The sequence below is a fragment of the Streptomyces sp. NPDC051636 genome, from assembly GCF_044453765.1.
Taxonomy (GTDB): domain Bacteria; phylum Actinomycetota; class Actinomycetes; order Streptomycetales; family Streptomycetaceae; genus Streptomyces.
This window is the reverse complement of the sequence record NZ_JBITDA010000003.1, coordinates 388,569-406,585: the sequence shown is the minus strand read 5'-3', so window position 1 is coordinate 406,585 and position 18,017 is coordinate 388,569. Positions and strand designations below refer to the sequence as shown.

10 protein-coding genes are annotated in these 18,017 nt (G+C 72.7%); 3 read left to right on the top strand and 7 right to left on the bottom strand.

Going from position 1 to position 18,017, the window contains the following annotated elements; all coding sequences use genetic code 11:
* Window positions 1-35: 35 nt before the first annotated feature.
* Window positions 36-356: a hypothetical protein gene (locus ACIBBH_RS08845; protein ID WP_399403402.1), complete on the bottom strand. Its 321-nt coding sequence runs from the start codon at window positions 354-356 to the stop codon at window positions 36-38.
* Between the two features lie 164 nt (window positions 357-520).
* Window positions 521-2,725 carry an ATP-dependent DNA helicase UvrD2 gene (locus ACIBBH_RS08840; protein ID WP_399403400.1) on the bottom strand — a complete coding sequence of 735 codons (2,205 nt, stop codon included), beginning with the start codon at window positions 2,723-2,725 and terminating at the stop codon, window positions 521-523.
* A 181-nt stretch (window positions 2,726-2,906) separates the two neighbouring features.
* Here ACIBBH_RS08840 and ACIBBH_RS08835 point away from each other — a divergent pair, with 181 nt between their 5' ends.
* Window positions 2,907-3,149 (top strand): mycoredoxin, encoded by a 243-nt coding sequence (locus tag ACIBBH_RS08835; protein ID WP_365470758.1) that lies wholly within the window; start codon window positions 2,907-2,909, stop codon window positions 3,147-3,149.
* Window positions 3,150-3,222: 73 nt separating this feature from the next.
* On the opposite strand, the gene nudC is transcribed toward ACIBBH_RS08835, so the two are convergent.
* From nudC to ACIBBH_RS08810, 5 genes are all read right to left on the bottom strand, one after another.
* The gene (gene nudC, locus ACIBBH_RS08830) at window positions 3,223-4,167 is read right to left on the bottom strand and encodes an NAD(+) diphosphatase (protein WP_399403398.1); all 945 of its coding nucleotides are present in this window, start codon (window positions 4,165-4,167) and stop codon (window positions 3,223-3,225) included.
* A 156-nt stretch (window positions 4,168-4,323) separates the two neighbouring features.
* A complete protein-coding gene (locus ACIBBH_RS08825; RefSeq protein ID WP_399403396.1) occupies window positions 4,324-5,727 on the bottom strand; it encodes a dipeptidase in 1,404 nt (467 codons plus the stop codon).
* A 10-nt stretch (window positions 5,728-5,737) separates the two neighbouring features.
* Window positions 5,738-9,244: a UvrD-helicase domain-containing protein gene (locus ACIBBH_RS08820; RefSeq protein WP_399403394.1), complete on the bottom strand. Its 3,507-nt coding sequence runs from the start codon at window positions 9,242-9,244 to the stop codon at window positions 5,738-5,740.
* Window positions 9,245-9,344: 100 nt separating this feature from the next.
* Window positions 9,345-12,659 (bottom strand): ATP-dependent helicase, encoded by a 3,315-nt coding sequence (locus ACIBBH_RS08815; RefSeq protein ID WP_399403392.1) that lies wholly within the window; start codon window positions 12,657-12,659, stop codon window positions 9,345-9,347.
* 257 nt (window positions 12,660-12,916) lie between these two features.
* Entirely contained in the window at window positions 12,917-13,303 is a 387-nt protein-coding gene (locus ACIBBH_RS08810) for an MGMT family protein (RefSeq protein ID WP_399403390.1), read from the bottom strand.
* Between the two features lie 186 nt (window positions 13,304-13,489).
* Here ACIBBH_RS08810 and ACIBBH_RS08805 point away from each other — a divergent pair, with 186 nt between their 5' ends.
* Window positions 13,490-16,240, top strand: a complete 2,751-nt coding sequence (locus tag ACIBBH_RS08805; protein WP_399403388.1) for a lysylphosphatidylglycerol synthase domain-containing protein — start codon at window positions 13,490-13,492, stop codon at window positions 16,238-16,240.
* 115 nt (window positions 16,241-16,355) lie between these two features.
* The gene (locus tag ACIBBH_RS08800) at window positions 16,356-17,900 is read left to right on the top strand and encodes an alpha/beta hydrolase (protein WP_399403386.1); all 1,545 of its coding nucleotides are present in this window, start codon (window positions 16,356-16,358) and stop codon (window positions 17,898-17,900) included.
* Window positions 17,901-18,017: the final 117 nt, after the last annotated feature.

The following is an 18,017-nucleotide window of genomic DNA, read 5'->3' as shown; positions in this document are numbered from 1 at the left end:
TTCCGCGGCCCTGAAGGCGCCGGCCTGATCGGCGATCAGGCTGGATCACTCCAGGGTTCTGGCCCACGGAAGGCCCACATCAGGTGGTGCTGCGTCGTCTGCTTCCGGAATCCGGCACCGGCCGCCGCAAAGGCATAGGCATGCGCCTGTGCCACTACTGCTTCCAGTGCCTTGGTCGGTCGCTCATTGCGTTCACGGATGGGAAGACCCGCGAGGGCAACGGAGGACGCCGGACGCACGGCAGAGATGCCGGACAGACCGGTGCCCAGGTTCGAGACGCCGAGCATGCACAGGGAGACGGCCGAGCGATCGGTCAGTTTGGCCGCGCTGATGGTGCTGGTGTTGATGCTGATCACTGGACTCGCCTCCTCTCGGCGTCTCAAGGACTGGGGTGAACCAGCCCGTTCGGATATGCAAGTACAACACGGAACCAGGGCCTTGGAGAAGGCCGCCGCTTCCGTGCCTAGAACCTATGGGGATTGCTGGGGCATGCGCAAACTATTTTTTCGACGAGTTGGCATCAGTTGGCCTCGCCGTCTCCTCCGACTTCCTGGCCTGCGCAGATGGCCAGGACATCGGCTCCGTAGCGGTTGAGCTTGCGCACGCCGACGCCGGGGATGCGGGCCAGCTCCCCGTCGTCCTCGGGGACGGTCTCGGCGATGGCCATCAGCGTCTTGTCGGTGAAAACACAGAACGCCGGCTGTCCGCTGCGCCCGGCCTGCTCCGCGCGCCACTCGCGCAGGCGCTCGTAGAGGCCCTCGTCCATGTCGGAGGGGCAGTCCTCGCAGCGCATCAGCTTCATCTCACCCGCGTCGGTGAGCGTGCGGCCGCAGACGCGGCAGCGGGCCGGGGAGCGCTGGGCCCGCCGCGGGGCGGCCGGCGAGCCGCTCACGAAGCCGCGCTCGACGCGCCCCGCGGCCCCGGCAACTCCCGCGGCGGAGCGGCCGACGGTGGTGGTCGAGCCGGGCCGCAGACCGTCGAGGAAGTGGCTGGGCCGGCGGACGGGGCGACCGCCGGGCGATCGAGCCAGTGCCCAGGAGACGTGGAGCCGTTCTCTGGCGCGGGTCACGCCGACGTAGAGCAGGCGGCGCTCCTCCTCGATCTGCTCCTCGGTCTTCGCGTAGGTGATCGGCATCATGCCCTCGGCGACACCGACCAGGAAGACGACGTCCCACTCCAGGCCCTTGGCGGAGTGCAGGGAGGCGAGGGTGACGCCCTGGACGGTCGGGGCGTGCTGGGCGCTCGCCCGCTCGTCGAGTTCGGTGACGAGGTCGCTGAGCGTGGCGTCGGGTCTGGCGGCCGCGAAGTCCTGGGCGAGGTTGACCAGCGCGGCCAGCGATTCCCAGCGCTCCCTGACGGCGCCGGAGCCGGCCGGGGGCTCGCTGGTCCAGCCCTCGCCCGACAGGACCGCCCTCACCTGGGACGGCAGGGTCACGGCGTCGTCCAGGAGGGAGTCGTTGCCGCCGAAGCGGGCCGCGCCGCGCAGTGCGATGCCCGCCTTGCGGACCTCGGGACGGTCGAAGAAGCGCTCGGCGCCACGCAGTTGGTAGGGGACCCCGACGTCGGCGAGGGCCTGCTCGTAGGTCTCGGACTGGGCGTTCGTGCGGAACAGGATGGCGATCTCGGCGGCCGGCACTCCTGCGTCGATGAGCTCGCGGATTCGGCGGGCGGCGCCTTCGGCCTCGGCGGACTCGTCGGCGTACTCGGTGTAGACGGGCTCGGGGCCCGGCTCGCGCTGGGAGACCAGCTCCAGCCGGTGGTCGGCGGCACGGCCGTGCGCCTGGGCGAGCAGACAGTTGGCGAGGTGGACGACCTGGGGGGTGGAGCGGTAGTCGCGGACCAGCTTGACGACCGTGGCGCCGGGGTGCCGGGTACGGAAGTCGAGGAGGTGGTCGGGGGTGGCTCCGGTGAAGGAGTAGATCGTCTGGCTGGCGTCACCGACGACGCACAGGCTGTCGCGGTCGCCGAGCCACAGTTCCAGGAGGCGTTGCTGGAGGGGGCTGACGTCCTGGTACTCGTCGACCACGAAGTGCTGGTACTGGGAGCGGACCTGCTCGGCGATGTCGTGCCGGTCCTGGAGGATGGCGACGGTCAGCAGCAGCACGTCCTCGAAGTCGATGACCGCGCGGTCGCGCTTGAGGTCCTCGTAGACGGAGTAGAGGTGGGCGATCTCGGCCGGGTCGCGGGGGGCCTCGCGTCCGGCCTTCACGGCGGCGAGCGGATAGTCGGCGGGCACGGTCTGGGTGACCTTGGACCACTCGATCTCGGCGGTGACGTCCCGCAGCTCGCCCCGGTCCAGGCGGATGCGGCAGGCGGCGGCCGCGTCCGCGACGAGCTGGATCTTGCGGTCGACGAGCCGGGGCATGGAGCCACCGATCGCTTTCGGCCAGAAGTACTGGAGCTGGCGCAGCGCGGCGGAGTGGAAGGTGCGGGCCTGGACGCCGTGCGCGCCGAGCTGGCGCAGCCGGCCGCGCATCTCGCCTGCGGCGCGGTTGGTGAAGGTGACGGCGAGCACGCTGGAGGGCTGGAGGATCCCGGCGCGCACTCCGTAGGCGATGCGGTGGGTGATCGCCCGGGTCTTGCCGGTCCCGGCGCCCGCCAGCACGCACACCGGACCGTGCAGGGCGGTCGCCACCTCGCGCTGCTCGGGGTCGAGCCCTTCGAGCACCGCGTCGGCAGAGTCCGGTACCTGCGGGAAGAGGGGGGAGTGCGTTGCTGCTGTCACATGGCCATGCTGCCAGGTCGCCGGAGACGGCCGTGGCGGTTGTCCACAGGGAGGCCCTCGCAGTCGTACTAATGCGGCAGGCGTCACGTCCGGCCGGATACCCCGGGTGGGAATGGCGGCCCGGTCCCGTGCGTTCCTTCCCTGGACGACCTTCCCGAGCTGCCAGAGGAGCGCGAGCGAGATGCAGGGCACTGTGACGATGTACAGCACCACGTGGTGCGGCTACTGCCGTCGGCTGAAGAGCCAGCTGGACCGCGAGGGGATTGCGTACACCGAGATCAACATCGAGCAGGACCCGGAGTCCGCGGCGTTCGTCGAGAAGGCGAATGGCGGAAACCAGACGGTCCCGACGGTGCTCTTCGCGGACGGCTCGACGCTGACGAACCCGTCGCTGGCTCAGGTGAAGCAGAAGATCGGCGCGTGAGCGCTTCTCGGTAGCGACAGCCGGAAAGGGCGGTACCCGATTGCCGGGTACCGCCCTTTCAAGTGCCGTGACTTCACAGGAAGCTCCGCGTCGGCAGCGGCTTGCCGTACCAGAGCTCAATCAGGCGGGCGGCGATGGAGATGCCGTACGGCGGCAGCACCTCGCCGGATTCGAAGGCGGCGCGCAGTTCTTCGCGGGAGAACCAGCGGGCCTCGTGGATCTCGTCGCCGTCGACGTCGATGTCGGTCGAGGTGGCGCGGGCCATGAAGCCCAGCATGAGGCTGGACGGGAAGGGCCAGGGCTGGCTGGCGACGTACTCGACCTCGCCGACGGTGATGCCGACCTCCTCCTGGACCTCCCGGCGCACCGACTGCTCGATGGACTCACCGGGTTCGACGAAGCCGGCGAGCGTGGAGAAACGGCCCTCGGGCCAGTGGACCTGACGGCCGAGCAGGATGCGGTCGTCCTCGTCGGTGACGGCCATGATCACGGCGGGGTCGGTGCGCGGGTAGTGCTCGGCGCCGCAGGCCGGGCAGCGGCGGATGTGGCCTGCGGCGGCGATGACCGTGCGCTCGCCGCAGCGGGAGCAGAAGCGGTGGGTGCGCTGCCAGTTCTCCAGGCCGACCGCGTGCACCATGAGGCCCGCGTCGCGCGGCGAGAGCAACAGGCCCGCCTCACGCAGGCCCGCCGGGCGCGCGGACTGGTCGATGCGGCCGGGCAGCGAGTCCTTCTGGAGGGCGAAGTAGCTGACACCGTCCTCGTCGATGCCGAGGAAGTAGCGGTGTGCCTCGGTGAGCGGGGCCTCGAAGGAGGGGGTCATGACGAGTTCGGTCCGGCCGTCCGGTGTCTCGTCGATGAGGACCTGGCCGCCGGAGACCACGAAACAGCGGGTCGTGGGGTGGCTCCACGCCGCCGCGAGCCAGGCCTCGTCGAGCCGGTGGTGGGCGGCCCGGTCGATGCCGCTCGGGGCGGTGAGCGAGATGGGTCGGTCGGCGGTGTGGTCGGTCCAGGTGGTCACGGGTGCTTCCAACTCCCCCGGTGGAACGGATGTGTTTCGGCGGGCGGTGCAGCGGGACGTACGGCAGGAGAGGACCGGATCGGGCGGCGACCGGGCCTGGAGGGCGGCCTTCCAGTGTGCCCCGCGCGCGGGGCGGCTCCGGACGGCGCGGGCCGGTCAGGGCGCATGACGCCAGCGCTCGGCGAGGTCGCCCCACAGGTACGCGCTGGTCTCGACACCCTTGAGAAGCAGGTCGAGCTCGACCTTCTCGTTCGGGGCGTGCCAGCCGTCGGAGGGGACGGAGATGCCCAGGAAGAGCACGGGTGCGCCGAGGACCTCCTGGAGGTCGGCGGCGGGTCCGGAGCCGCCTTCGCGGGTGAAGAGCACCGGCTGCTGGAAGGCGCGGCCCATGGCACGGACGACGGACTGCAGGGCGGGGTGGTCGAGAGGGGTCAGGCACGGGCGGGTGGCCGCGCCGAAGGTGATCTCGTGCCGGATGCCGGCGGGCACCTGGTCGGCGGCCCAGGCGCGGACGGCCTTCTCGACATGGCCGGGGTCCTGCCCGGCGACCAGCCGGAAGGAGAGCTTCACCATGGCCGAGGAAGGGATGACCGTCTTGCTGCCGGGGCCCTGGTAGCCGCCGCCGATGCCGTTGACCTCGGCGGTGGGGCGGGCCCAGACGCGCTCCAGCGTGGTGTGTCCGGCCTCGCCGTGGGTGGCGTACGACTTGGCGGTGCGCAGCCACCGCTCCTCGTCGAAGGGCAGGCCGGCGAAGAGCGCGCGCTCGCGGTCGGTGAGTTCGACGATGCCGTCGTAGAAGCCGGGGACCGCCACGCGCGCGTGCTCGTCGTGCAGCGCGGCGACCAGGCGGGCGGCTGCGGTCGCGGGGTTGGGTACGGCGCCGCCGAAGGAGCCGGAGTGGATGTCCTGGTCGGGGCCGTAGAGGTGGATCTCGCACTCGGCGAGACCGCGCATGCCGGTGCACACGGTGGGGGTTTCCTCGGACCACATGCCGGTGTCGGAGACGATCACCGCGTCGGCGGCGAGGCGGTCCGCGTGCTCCTCGACGAGAGCGCGGAAGTGCGGGGAGCCGGACTCCTCCTCGCCCTCGATCAGCAGCTTCAGGTGCACGGCGGGGGCGGTGCGGCCGGTGGTGGCGAGGTGGGCGCGGACGCCGAGTGTGTGGAAGAACACCTGGCCCTTGTCGTCGGCCGCCCCGCGCGCGTAGAGGCGGTTGTCCCGGACGACGGGCTCGAAGGGCTCGCTGTCCCAGCCGTCCTCGCGGGCGGCGGGCTGGACGTCGTGGTGGCCGTAGACCAGGACGGTCGGTGCCCCGGCGTCATCGGCGGGCCACTCCGCGAAGACGGCCGGGGCGCCCGGGGTCTCCCAGACCTCGGCGGTGGGAAAACCGGTCTCCTTGAGCTTGGCGGCGAGCCAGTCGGCGCTGCGCCGTACATCGGTCGCGTGGTCGGGCTGGGCCGACACGGAGGGGATGCGCAGCCACTCGGCGAGGTCGTCGAGGAAGGCGGCGCGGTGCTGCTCGATGTACATGCGGACCGCGCTGTCCGGGGTCTGGCTCATGCGCACGAGCCTATCGGCCCGCACCGGCATCCTCGGCGGGCGGTTCGTCACACTCCGCCTGCCCGAGGAGCAGCCTCTCCAGCTCTTCCCGGCCGGGCAGGTGCTCGTGCCGTACGACCTCGCCGCTGCGTACGTACAGGAACCCGGCCGTGACCGCCTCCAGCGGCACGCCCTGCTGCTCGGCCCAGGCGAGCCGGTAGACGGCGAGCTGGAGCGGGTCGGCGGTGCGGTCGCGGCCGGTCTTCCAGTCGACGATCTCGTACGTCGTCTCCGCGCCGTCGCCGTTTTTGTAGACGGCGTCGATACGGCCCCGTACGACGCGGCCGGCGAGGGCGAGCTGGAAGGGAGCCTCGACGCGGTAGGGCGTGCGGTGTGCGTACTCGGTGCGTTCGAAGGCGTCCTTGAGGGCTTCGAGGTCGCGTTCGTCGGCGATCTCCGCCTCACCGCCGGGCAGCTCTTCTGGTTCGAGCATGGGCAGCGTCAGCTCTTCGAAGCGGGCTTCCACCCAGGCGTGGAACCGGGTGCCCCGGCGCGCGGCCGGTTGCGGGGGGCGCGGCATGGGGCGCGCGAGTTCCTGCGCGAACCCGTCCGGGTCGGCGGTCAGCCGCAGCAGCTGGGACGCGGTGAGCGTGGTCGGCAGGGGGACGTCCGTGGTGCTCTGCCGGGCGCGCAGGAGCTCCCGGGCGAGAGCGTCGAGGTCCCGGTCCCAGGAGGCGAGGGTGCGGGCCTCCTCGGGGGTGAGGGGAGCTGCGTCCTCCGGTTCGCCGGGGCGGGGGCGGGCGGCGGGTGGCTCCGGCGCGGTCGCCTGGTGCGGGACGGTCGGCCGGTCGGCGGTCCATGCGTCCCAGTCGGCCGGGTCGTCGGCGAAGGGGTCGGCTTCCTCGTACGGGGGTGCTGCGTCGGAGGAGGCCTCCTCGCCGTACGGAAGGTCTTCGTCCTCCGGCGGCGCGGGCCACTCCGGGTCGTCGTGGGCGCCGGGGTCGTGCGTGGCCGCCGGGTGGCCGTCCTCCTGGGCGGCGAGGGTCTCGAGGTGGGCGAGGACGGTCTCGGCGGCCGCGCGGCGGCGGGTCAGGGCGGCGGCGTCCAGGGGCAGCGGCCAGGTCTGGTCGGCGGTCGCGGCGTGCAGTGCCGGGTTCTCCTCGTCCTCCTCCGGCTCGTCCGCCCACGCCTCGATCTCGCCGTGGCCGGCGGCGCAGTGGTCGTACAGGGCCATGAGGAAGCCGGACGGGCCCCGGGGCTTCTTCTGGTTGGGACCCCACCAGTGGCCGGAGCCCAGGAGCAGGGAGCGGGGACGGGTGAAGGTGACGTAGCCGAGGCGGAGTTCCTCGGTGTGCTGGTGGTCCTTCATGGCCTCGTGGAAGGCCTTCATGCCCCGGGAGTCCCAGGTCTCGACATCGGGCAGGGTGCCGGCGTCGCCGCGCAGCCCGTGCGGCAGCACCTTCGCCTGGGTGGTCCACTTCTCGCGGCCCTGACTGCTGGGGAAGGTGCCGGTGACCAGGCCGGGGACGGCGACGACGTCCCACTCCAGGCCCTTGGACTTGTGCGCGGTGAGCACCTTGACGGTGTTCTCGCCGCCGGGCAGGGCGTTGTCGAGGCCCTTTTCGTACTGGGCGGCGGTGCGCAGGAAGCCGAGGAAGGCCAGCAGGGTGGCCTCGCTCTCGTTCGCGGTGAAGGACGCGGCGACGTCCAGGAAGTTGGACAGGGTCTCGCGGCGGCGGACGGCGAGGGCGTGCGGGGACGCCGACAGCTCGACCTCCAGGCCGGTGACGGCGAGGACGCGGTGCAGGACGTCCATCAGCGGGTCGGCCAGTGAGCGGCGCAGCTCGCGCAGCTCGGCGGCCAGGCGCGCGAACCGCACGCGCGCGTCCGGGGAGAAGGGCAGTCCGTCGTCGTCCCCGGTGTCCTCCACAGGCGATTCGAGGAACGTGTCGAGCGCGTCCGCGAGCGATATCACCTCGGACGGGTCGACGCCCTCGACGGCCTCGGCGAGCCTGCGGTCCGGGTCGTCGTCGGCACCCCCGCGCGCGTGGGCCACGAGCAGGCGGGCGCGCCGCCCCAGCAGGGCGAGGTCGCGGGGGCCGATGCGCCAGCGCGGGCCGGTCAGCAGGCGGACCAGGGAGGCGTTGGCGCCCGGGTCCTGGAGCACCTCGCAGACGGCGACGAGGTCGGCGACCTCGGGCAGGTGCAGCAGCCCCGAGAGGCCGACGACCTCGACGGGGACGTCCCGGGCGACCAGGGCGCCCTGGATGGTCGCGAAGTCGGTCGCCGTACGGCACAGGACGGCGATCTCGCCGGGCGCCTTCCCGGTGCGGACGAGGTGGGCGACGGTGTCGGCGACCCAGTCGATCTCCTCGGCGTGGGTGCGCAGCAGGGCGCAGCGGACCGTGCCGTCCCGCTCGGCGCCGGGGGCCGGGCGGAGGGCCTCCACGCCCGCGTGCATGGCGCGAAGGGGCTCGGCGAGGCCGTTGGCGAGGTCGAGGAGGCGGCCGCCGCTGCGGCGGTTCTCGCTGAGCGCCTGGCGGGTGGCGGGGCTGCCGTCGGCGTGCGCGAAGTGCTCGGGGAAGTCGTCGAGGTTGGCCACGGAGGCGCCGCGCCACCCGTAGATGGCCTGGCAGGGGTCGCCGACGGCGGTCACCGGGTGGCCGGTGCCGCCGCCGAACAGGCCCGCGAGCAGGACGCGCTGAGCCACCGAGGTGTCCTGGTACTCGTCGAGGAGCACCACGCGGAACTCCTCGCGCAGGGCGCGGCCCACTTCGGGGATCCGGGCGAGGGCCGCGGAGAGGGCGATCTGGTCGCCGAAGTCGAGCAGATCCCGTTCCCGCTTGGCGGCCCGGTAGCGCAGCACCAGCTCGGCGAGTTCGCGCCGGGCGGCGGCCGTCTCGGGGACCTTGCGCAGGTCGGCGTTGGTCAGCTTGACGCCTTCGAGGGTGCGCAGCAGGTCGGCGTCCCAGGCGCGCAGGTCCTCGGGGCGTACGAGGTGTTCGGCGAGCTCGGCGTCGAGGACGAGGAGGTCGCTGACGAGGTCGGCGAAGGAGCGGGTCAGTGCCGGGTAGGGGCCGGGCGCCTCGCGCAGCACGCGCGCGGCGAGCTGGTAGCGGGTGGCGTCGGCGAGCAGGCGGGAGGTCGGTTCCAGCCCGATGCGCAGGCCGTGGTCGGTGAGCAGGCGGCCGGCGAAGGCGTGGTAGGTGGAGATCACCGGCTCGCCGGGCGGGTTGTCGGGGTCGATGAGGTCGGGGTCGGTGACGCCAGCCCGGACCAGGGCCTTGCGGACGCGTTCGGCGAGTTCGCCGGCGGCCTTGTTGGTGAAGGTCAGGCCGAGGACCTGTTCGGGGGCGACCTGGCCGGTGCCGACGAGCCACACCACGCGTGCGGCCATCACCGTGGTCTTGCCGGAACCGGCTCCGGCCACGATCACCTGCGGGGCGGGCGGTGCGGTGATGCAGGCCGTCTGCTCCGGAGTGAAAGGGATACCGAGGAGCTCCTTGAGCTGCTCGGGGTCGGTGATACGGGCGGGCACCCAAGAGAGGCTAGCGGCGGCCACTGACAACCGGTGCCGGATCAGCACCCGAGGCGGTGGGAGCGCAGGTCAGCAGGGGTGGTGCGGTGTATCACACCAGTCACTCGACCACGTGCCGTCCCTCCGGCCGAGCGCTGCACGACGCCCGGAACGCGCAGTGCGTGCAGTGCTGGCCCGTGCTCGGCGTGAACCGTTCATCGAGGACCTTCCCGGCGGCGTTGGCCAGCAGCTCGCCGGCCCACTCCCCCTCCAGCGGCTCCTGGGCCTGCACCTTGGGCAGGATCTCGCCGCCGTCCCGCTTGGCGGCGCCCTGCCTGAGGTGGACCAGTTCGGCGCCGCCGGGCTTGGGCCGTACGCCGTCGAAGGCGTCGTCCACGGCGCCCTCGCGGACGGCGAGCTGGTAGACGGCCAGCTGCGGGTGCCGCTCCACCTCGCGGGCGGTCGGCGCCTGCTTGCCGGTCTTGAAGTCGACGACGTAGGCCCGGCCCTCGCCGTCCGCCTCGACCCGGTCCATCTGGCCGCGGATGCGCACCTCGTAGTCGCCCGCTTCGAGGGTGACGTCGAAGTCGTGCTCGCTCGCCACCGGCGTACGCCCGGTGCGGTCCAGCACATGCCATCTCAGGAAGCGTTCGAGCGCCACGCGCGCGTGCTCCTTCTCCTGCGCCGACTTCCAGGGCGCGTCGAAGGCGAGCGCGTTCCACACGGACTCCAGGCGCTCCATGAGGACGTCCAGGTCGGCGGGGGTGCGCCCGGAGGCGACCTCGTCGGCCAGGACGTGAACGACGTTGCCGAAGCCCTGCGCGGCGGTGGCGGGCGCGTCGGCCATCACCTCGCGGCCCAGGAACCACTGGAGGGCGCAGGTGTTGGCGAGCTGGTCGAGGGCGCTGCCGGACAGCACGACCGGCTGGTCGCGGCTGCGCAGGGGCACCTTGCTCTCGGTCGGCTCGAACATGCCCCACCAGCGATACGGGTGCGCCGAGGGGACCAGCGGGCGGCCGTCCTCGTCGGCGAGGGCGGCGAGCCGGGCCAGGCGGCGGGCGGCGGCCTCCCGCAGTGCGGCGGACGCGCGCGGGTCGACCGTCGTGGCGCGCAGTTCGGCGACGAGTGCGGCCACGGACAGCGGGCGGCGCGGGCGGCCGGTGACGTCCTGGGCTTGGACGCCCAGTTCGGTGAGGAACCGGGAGGGCTGATCGCCGTCGTCCGCGGGCGCCTTCACCGCGGTGACGACGAGGCGTTCACGCGCGCGCGTGGCGGCCACGTAGAACAGGCGGCGCTCCTCGGCGAGCAGCGCCCCCGGGGTGAGGGGTTCGGCGAGTCCGTCGCGGCCGATGCGGTCGGCCTCCAGCAGGGAGCCGCGGCGGCGCAGGTCCGGCCACAGCCCCTCCTGGACACCGGCGACGACGACGAGGCGCCACTCAAGGCCCTTGGAGCGGTGCGCGGTCATCAGGCGTACGGCGTCGGGCCGTACCGCGCGCCGGGTCAGCGTGTCGGCGGCGATGTCCTCGGCCTCGATCTCCTCCAGGAAGTTGAGGGCGCCCCGGCCGCCGGTGCGCTCCTCCGCGCGCGCGGCGGTGGCGAACAGCGCGCACACCGCGTCCAGGTCACGGTCGGCGTTGCGGCCGGCCGCGCCGCCGCGCCGGGCAGCCCGCTCCAGGCGGGTGGACCATGGCGTGCCCTCCCACAGGTCCCACAGTGCCTCCTCGGCCGTACCGCCGCCCGCCAGGCGCTCCCGGGCCTTCCTGAGCAGCGCGCCGAGGCGCTGCGCCCCGCGCGCGTACCCGGGGTCGTGCGCGACCAGGCGCTCCGGTTCGGCGAGCGCCCGCGCGAGCAGCTCGTCCGAGGGCGGCGGCAGCGGGTTGCCGGCCGCCCGCTCCTCCTCGCGCAGGGCGCGGCCGAGGCGGCGCAGGTCGGCGGTGTCCATGCCGGCGAGGGGGGAGGCGAGCAGCGTCAGGGCCGTCTCGGTGCCGAGCCAGCAGGGGGTCCGGGTGGCCTCTTCGGAGTCCGGGTCGGGGTGCCCGGCGGCCTCCGCCGAGGCGACCGCCTTGAGTGCCGTCAGCAGCGGTGCCACCGCCGGTTCGTGGCGCAGGGGGAGGTCGTCGCCGTCGATGTCCAAAGGGACGCCGGCCGCCGTGAGGGCGCGGCGGACCGTCGGGATCGTGCGGGAACCGGCGCGTACCAGGACGGCCATGTCGCCCCAGGGCACGCCGTCCTCCAGGTGAGCCCGGCGGAGGATGTCGGCGATGTTGTCCAGCTCCGTACCGGGCGTGGGGTACGTGTAGACCTCGACGCGGCCTCCGTCCCGTACCGGGGTCAGCTCTCGGTGGGCGCGCACCTTGTCGGCGGGGAGGCGGGTCAGCGGCATGCGCTGGGTCAGCAGGCGGGTCGCGGCGAGCAGGGCGGCGCCGGAGCGGCGGGAGGTGCGCAGGACCTCCACGGGGGCGGGGCGGCCGTCCGCGCGCGGGAAGGCCTGCGGGAAGTCCAGGATGCCGTTCACGTCGGCGCCCCGGAACGCGTAGATCGACTGGTCGGGGTCGCCGAAGGCGACCAGGGTGCGGCCCCCGCCGGCCAGGGCGTGCAGCAGGCGTACCTGGGCCGGGTCGGTGTCCTGGTACTCGTCGACGTACACGGCGTCGTACTGGGCGGCGAGCCGGGCGGCGACCTCCGGGCGGCGGGCGAGGAGCACCGCGCGGTGGACGAGTTCGGCGTAGTCCAGCACTCCTTGCAGGTCGATGACGTCGAGGTACTCGGCGAGGAAGGCGGCCGCGGCCTGCCAGTCGGGGCGGCCGATGCGACGGGCGAAGGCGTTCAGGGCGTCGGGGCCCAGGCCCAGCTCGCGGCTGCGGGCGAGGACCGCGCGAACCTCGTCGGCGAAGCCCCGGGTGGTCAGGCAGGCGCGCAGTTCGTCCGGCCAGCGCACGTACGTGAGGCCGAGCCGCTCCAGCTCCGGCTGGCCCGCGAGCAGCTCGCGGACGGTCACGTCCTGCTCGGGGCCGGAGAGCAGCCGCAGCGGCTCCACGAACAGGTCGCTGTCCTGGTGGGCGCGGACCAGGGCGTAGCAGTACGAGTGGAAGGTGGTCGCCCGGGGGGCGCGGGCCGCCCCTGTGCGCAGGGCCATGCGGTCACGCAGGTCTACGGCCGCCTTGCGGCTGAACGTCAGCACCAGGATCCGCTCGGGGTCCCCGCCGCGGGCGATCCGCGCGGCCACGGACTCGACGAGCGTGGTGGTCTTGCCGGTGCCGGGACCTGCGAGAACGAGCAGCGGGCCGGCCCGGTGGGCAACCACCGCGCGCTGTGCGGCGTCCAGACGAGGGGGATCCGGCTCGGCCGGCGGGGTACGCACCAGTCGGTAAGCGCCACGGTTCCCCTGCCGCACCGGGGGGTGCGGCAGGCGCTTGGTGGAGGAAGAGGAGCTCACGTGGTTCGCCGGTCCTGGTGGGTGTGCTGGTTGGCGGGCGGTCGCGCGTGCGTGACGGTGGCCGCGGGGTGAGGGGGACACGCGCAGCCGACGCTACGCCGGTGAACGGGACGGAAGCAGGGCTTCCGGTTCTTCCCTCGCTGCGCTCACGCCACGCCTGTCCCACCACTCACGAACGTACGTCATGCCACGGACGTGCCGCGTTTCCCCCGTACGGGCCACAGGCTCCCCCTGGGGGCGTCCGATGGCGGAAGCTGTCAGGTGTGACCCTCCGCGCCCTCGTCGCCGTCCCACCGGGCCCGCCTCATGTCGAGGCGGGGCAGGTGCCCCTCGGCCGCTCCGCCCGCCTCCTTCAGCGGGGTGCCCTCCGCGCGGTAGCGGTCGAGCGCGCGCGGCTCGTGGCCGGGGAGCAGGACGCCGTCCGCGCGGACGACCCGCCACCACGGGACGGCTCCCCCGTAGAGAGCCATCACCCGGCCCACCTGGCGCGGGCCGCCCTCCTGGAGCCACTCCGCGACGTCCCCGTACGTCATGACCCGCCCCGGCGGAATCCGCTCGGCGACGTCCAGGACCCGCTCGGCGTACTCCGGCAGCGCGTCCGCGTACCCCGCGCGGGTGTCCTCCGGAAGCCTCTGCTCGCTCATTCGCCCCATCCTGCCGCACCCCACCGACAACGGGACGCGGGCGGCAGCGGGACGCTCCCTCGCCCTTCGGCGGCGCCTGGGACAGACTGTGCGCCCCCGCATTTGCACCCTGACGCCCCCGTGTGTCGGTGCGGCATGCCACCATCGTGCGGGCGGTGACTGGTGATACGAGATCAAGAAGAGACGATGAAGCAGCAGGGCGTGCACCCCGAAGGCGCGGAGGGCACCTCTGCCGCGGCGTCGCGCCCGGACACCGCCGAAGCACGCGGGAAGAGCTCCCGTCCCAAGGACACACGGCGGCCCGACGAGGACGCGGCGTCCGGCACCGACCGCGCTGAGGAGGTGCACGCCGACGCCGTCGAGGGCGACGAACCTCTGCTCCCCGCGCGCGTGCACCGCCCTTCCGACCTGATGCGGCTGCTGGTGGGCGTGCTCGCCGTCGCCGTACTGCTGGCGATCGCCGCGTTCGCGCACGGGACCACCTCGGGGCTCGAACAGGACATCAACAAGGGCACCGGGCAGGCGCCCGACCTGCTGATCAGGATCGCCGGACTGGCCTCGAGCATCGCGATCCTCCTGGTGCCGGTCGCGTTCGCGATCGAACGGCTGATCAAACGGGACGGACTGCGCATCGCCGACGGTGTGCTGGCCGCGGTCCTCGCACACGGTGTGACACTCGCCACCGACCTGTGGGTCGCCCGGGCCGCCCCGGGCTCCATCCAGGAGGCGCTCACCCAGCCCTCGCCCGGTGACATCCACGCCCTGACCGACCCCGTGCACGGCTACCTCGCGCCCGTCATCGCCTACATGACGGCCGTCGGCATGTCCCGGCGGCCCCGCTGGCGCGCGGTGCTGTGGATCGTTCTGCTGCTCGACGCCTTCTCCATGCTGGTCACCGGCTACACGACACCGTTCTCGATCATCCTGACGGTGCTGATCGGCTGGACCGTGGCCTACGGCACGCTGTACGCGGTCGGCTCCCCCAACGTCCGGCCCACCGGCCAGACCCTGATGGCGGGGCTGCGGCACGTCGGCTTCCACCCGGTCAGCGCGGCCCGCGAGGAAGCCCCGGACGCCGAGAACGGAGACCGCGGCCGGCGCTACTTCGTCACCCTGGAGGACGGCCCGCCACTGGACGTCACCGTCGTCGACCGGGAGCAGCAGGCCCAGGGCTTCTTCTACCGCGCGTGGCGCAACCTCACCCTGCGCGGCTTCGCCACCCGCTCCAGCCTCCAGTCGCTGCGCCAGGCGCTGGAACAGGAGGCGCTGCTCGCGTACGCGGCGATCGCGGCGGGTGCCAACGCGCCCAAGCTGATCGCCACCTCGGAGCTGGGCCCGGACGCCGTGATGCTCGTCTACGAGCACACCGGCGGGCGCACACTCGACTCGCTGTCCGACGACGAGATCACCGACGATCTGCTGCGCAGCACCTGGCTCCAGGTGCAGGCGCTGCAGTCCCGGCGCATCGCGCACCGCAGGCTGGCGGGCGACGCGATTCTGGTGGATCGTTCCGGCACGGTGATCCTGACCGACCTGCGCGGCGGCGAGATCGCGGCCGGTGACCTGCTGCTGCGCATGGACGTCGCCCAGTTGGTCACCACGCTCGGCCTGCGGGTGGGCGCGGAGCGGGCGGTGGCCTCCGCGGTCGGCGTCCTCGGCCCCGACGCGGTCGCCGACTGCCTGCCGATGCTCCAGCCGATCGCGTTGACCCGCTCCACACGCGCGACGCTGCGAAAGCTGGCCCGGGAACGGGCCGAGCGCGAGCGCGACGCGGTCCTCGAGGCGTCCCGGCAGGCCAAACAGGCCCGCCTGGAGGAAGCCCCGGACGACACCAGACCCGTACTCGAGAAGCCCGACAAGAAAACCGTGCGCGCCGAGCAGCGGGCCGAGAAGCGGGCCATCGACGAGGCACTGGAGGAGGCGCGGGAGGAGGATCTGCTGACGCAGATCCGGCACCAGGTGCTGCGGATCAGGCCGCAGGCGCCCGTGGAGCCGGCCCGGCTGGAGCGGGTGCGGCCGCGCACGCTGATCAGTTTCATCGCCGGCGCCATCGGCGCGTACTTCCTGCTGACTCAGCTCACGCACATCGAGTTCGGCCCGCTTGTCGCCAATGCCCAGTGGGGCTGGGTCGTCGCGGCCGTGGTGTTCTCGGCGGGCAGCTACTTCGCCGCGGCGATGGCCCTGCTGGGGTTCGTGCCCGAGCGGGTGCCGTTCCTGCGGACCGTGGGCGCGCAGGTCGCGGGGTCGTTCGTGAAGATCGTCGCGCCGGCCGCGGTCGGCGGTGTCGCCCTCAACACGCGCTTCCTGCAGCGCGCGGGCGTGCGCCCCGGGCTCGCGGTGGCGAGCGTCGGCGCCTCGCAGTTGTTCGGGCTCGGCTGCCACATCCTGATGCTGCTGTCCTTCGGCTATCTGACCGGCACCGAGAAGACCCCGTCGCTGTCGCCGTCCCGGACGGTCATCGCCGGTCTGCTGACGGTGGCGGTGCTCGTGCTCGTGGTGACCTCGGTGCCGTTCCTGCGGAAATTCGTTGTCACGCGCGTGAGGTCGCTGTTCGCGGGTGTCGTGCCGCGCATGCTGGACGTGCTGCAGCGGCCGCAGAAGCTGGTCACCGGCATCGGCGGCATGCTGCTGCTGACCGCCTGCTTCGTGATGTGCCTCGACGCGTCGATCCGGGCGTTCGGCGACGACTCGACCTCGCTGAGCATCGCCAGCGTCGCCGTGGTCTTCCTCGCCGGCAACGCGCTCGGATCCGCGGCACCCACCCCGGGCGGCGTCGGCGCGGTCGAGGCCACCCTGACCGTCGGTCTGATCGCCGTCGGCCTCCCCAAGGAGGTCGCCGCACCGGCCGTCCTGCTGTTCCGGCTGCTGACGCTGTGGCTGCCGGTTCTGCCGGGCTGGCTCGCCTTCAACCACCTGACGCGCAAGGGCGCGCTGTAGGCGCAACCGCCAGGTCGAACCGCACGCTCCGGGGCAGGTCACAGCCGTGGGCGGGCCGTACCTCGTACGGCCCGTGCCCCGCGCGGCCCGCCGGTCGTGACCGCAGGATGGGAACATGCCGAACCCGTTCCGGATCCGAGCCGCCGCCGTCCTGGCCTCCGCCGTGTTGCTGTCCTCGCTGCTGGCGGGGTGCAGCCACGGCTCCAAGGACGGGGATCTCACCGGGCAGAAGCTCGACTGGGAGGACTGCCCGGCCCCCTCCGAGGCCGAGGGCGGCGGCAGCGCCCCGTCGCCGCTGCCGGACGGCACCCAGTGGCAGTGCGCCACGCTGAAGGCACCCCTCGACTGGAGCGAGCCCAAGGGCGACACCATCGGTCTCGCGCTGATCCGGGCCAGGGCGAGCGGCGCGGCGAGCAAACGGATCGGCTCGCTCGTGTTCAACTTCGGCGGGCCGGGCGGCAGTGGCGTCACCGCGCTGCCCGCGTTCGGCGAGGACTACGCGAAGCTGCGCACCCGTTACGACCTGGTGAGCTTCGACCCGCGCGGAGTGGGCCGCAGCGCCCCCGTGGAGTGCGAGAGCGACGCGCAGCTCGACGAGTACTTCCAGCAGGACGCCACGCCGGACGACAGCACCGAGCGCACCCAGCTCCTGAACCGCGCCAAGCAGTTCAACGCGGCCTGCGAGAAGCACTCCAAGAAGATCCTGCCGCACGTGCGCACCACGGACGCCGCCCGCGACATGGACCTGATGCGCCAGGTCCTCGGCGACGCCAAGCTGCACTACTTCGGCATCTCCTACGGCACCGAACTCGGCGGCGTCTACGCCCACCTGTTCCCCAGGAACGTCGGCCGCGCCGTCCTCGACGCGGTCGTCGACCCCAGCCAGAACCCCGAACAGAGCTCGCTCGGGCAGGCCAAGGGCTTCCAGCTCGCGCTCGACAACTTCGCCGAGGACTGCACCTCCAAGACCACCGACTGCCCCATCGGCGACACCCCGCAGGACGTCAAGGACCGCATCGCCAGACTGCTGAAGGACCTGGAGCGCAAGCCGATCCCCGGCATCCTCCCCCGCGAGCTGACCCAGACCGCCGCGACCAACGGCATCGCGCAGTCCCTGTACTCCAAGGACTTCTGGGAGTACCTCACCGAGGGCCTGCAGCAGGCGTACGAGGGCGACGGCAAGATCCTGCTGCTGCTCTCCGACTCGATGAACGGCCGCGACCAGAACGGCGAGTACAGCAACATCACCGCGGCGAACGTCGCCATCAACTGCTCCGACGAGAAACAGCGCTACAGCGCTGCCTACGTCGAGCAGAAGCTGCCCGATTTCCGCGCCGCCTCCGCCCTTTTCGGGGACTACCTGGCCTGGGGTCTGGTCACCTGCACCGACTGGGCCGTGCCGGGCGCCGCCGACCATCCCGACGTCCGCGCGCCCGGGTCGGCACCGATCCTCGTCGTCGGCAACACCGGTGACCCGGCGACACCGTACGAGGGCGCGAAGAAGATGGTGGACGCGCTCGGCAAGGGCGTCGGCGTCGAGCTGACGTACAAGGGGCAGGGGCACGGCGCGTACGACAGCAAGAACAAGTGCGTGCAGGACGCGGTGAACGGCTATCTGCTGGACGGGAAGGTGCCCGCGGCCGGGACCGTCTGCTCCTGACACCTCGGACTTTTCACAGAAAACCGCAGGTCAAAGGGTTATCCACAGGCCGGAACGGGTTCGGGAAGATCCGCCTAATATGGCCTGACCGCTCACCGCGACCCAGACGCGGAGGGC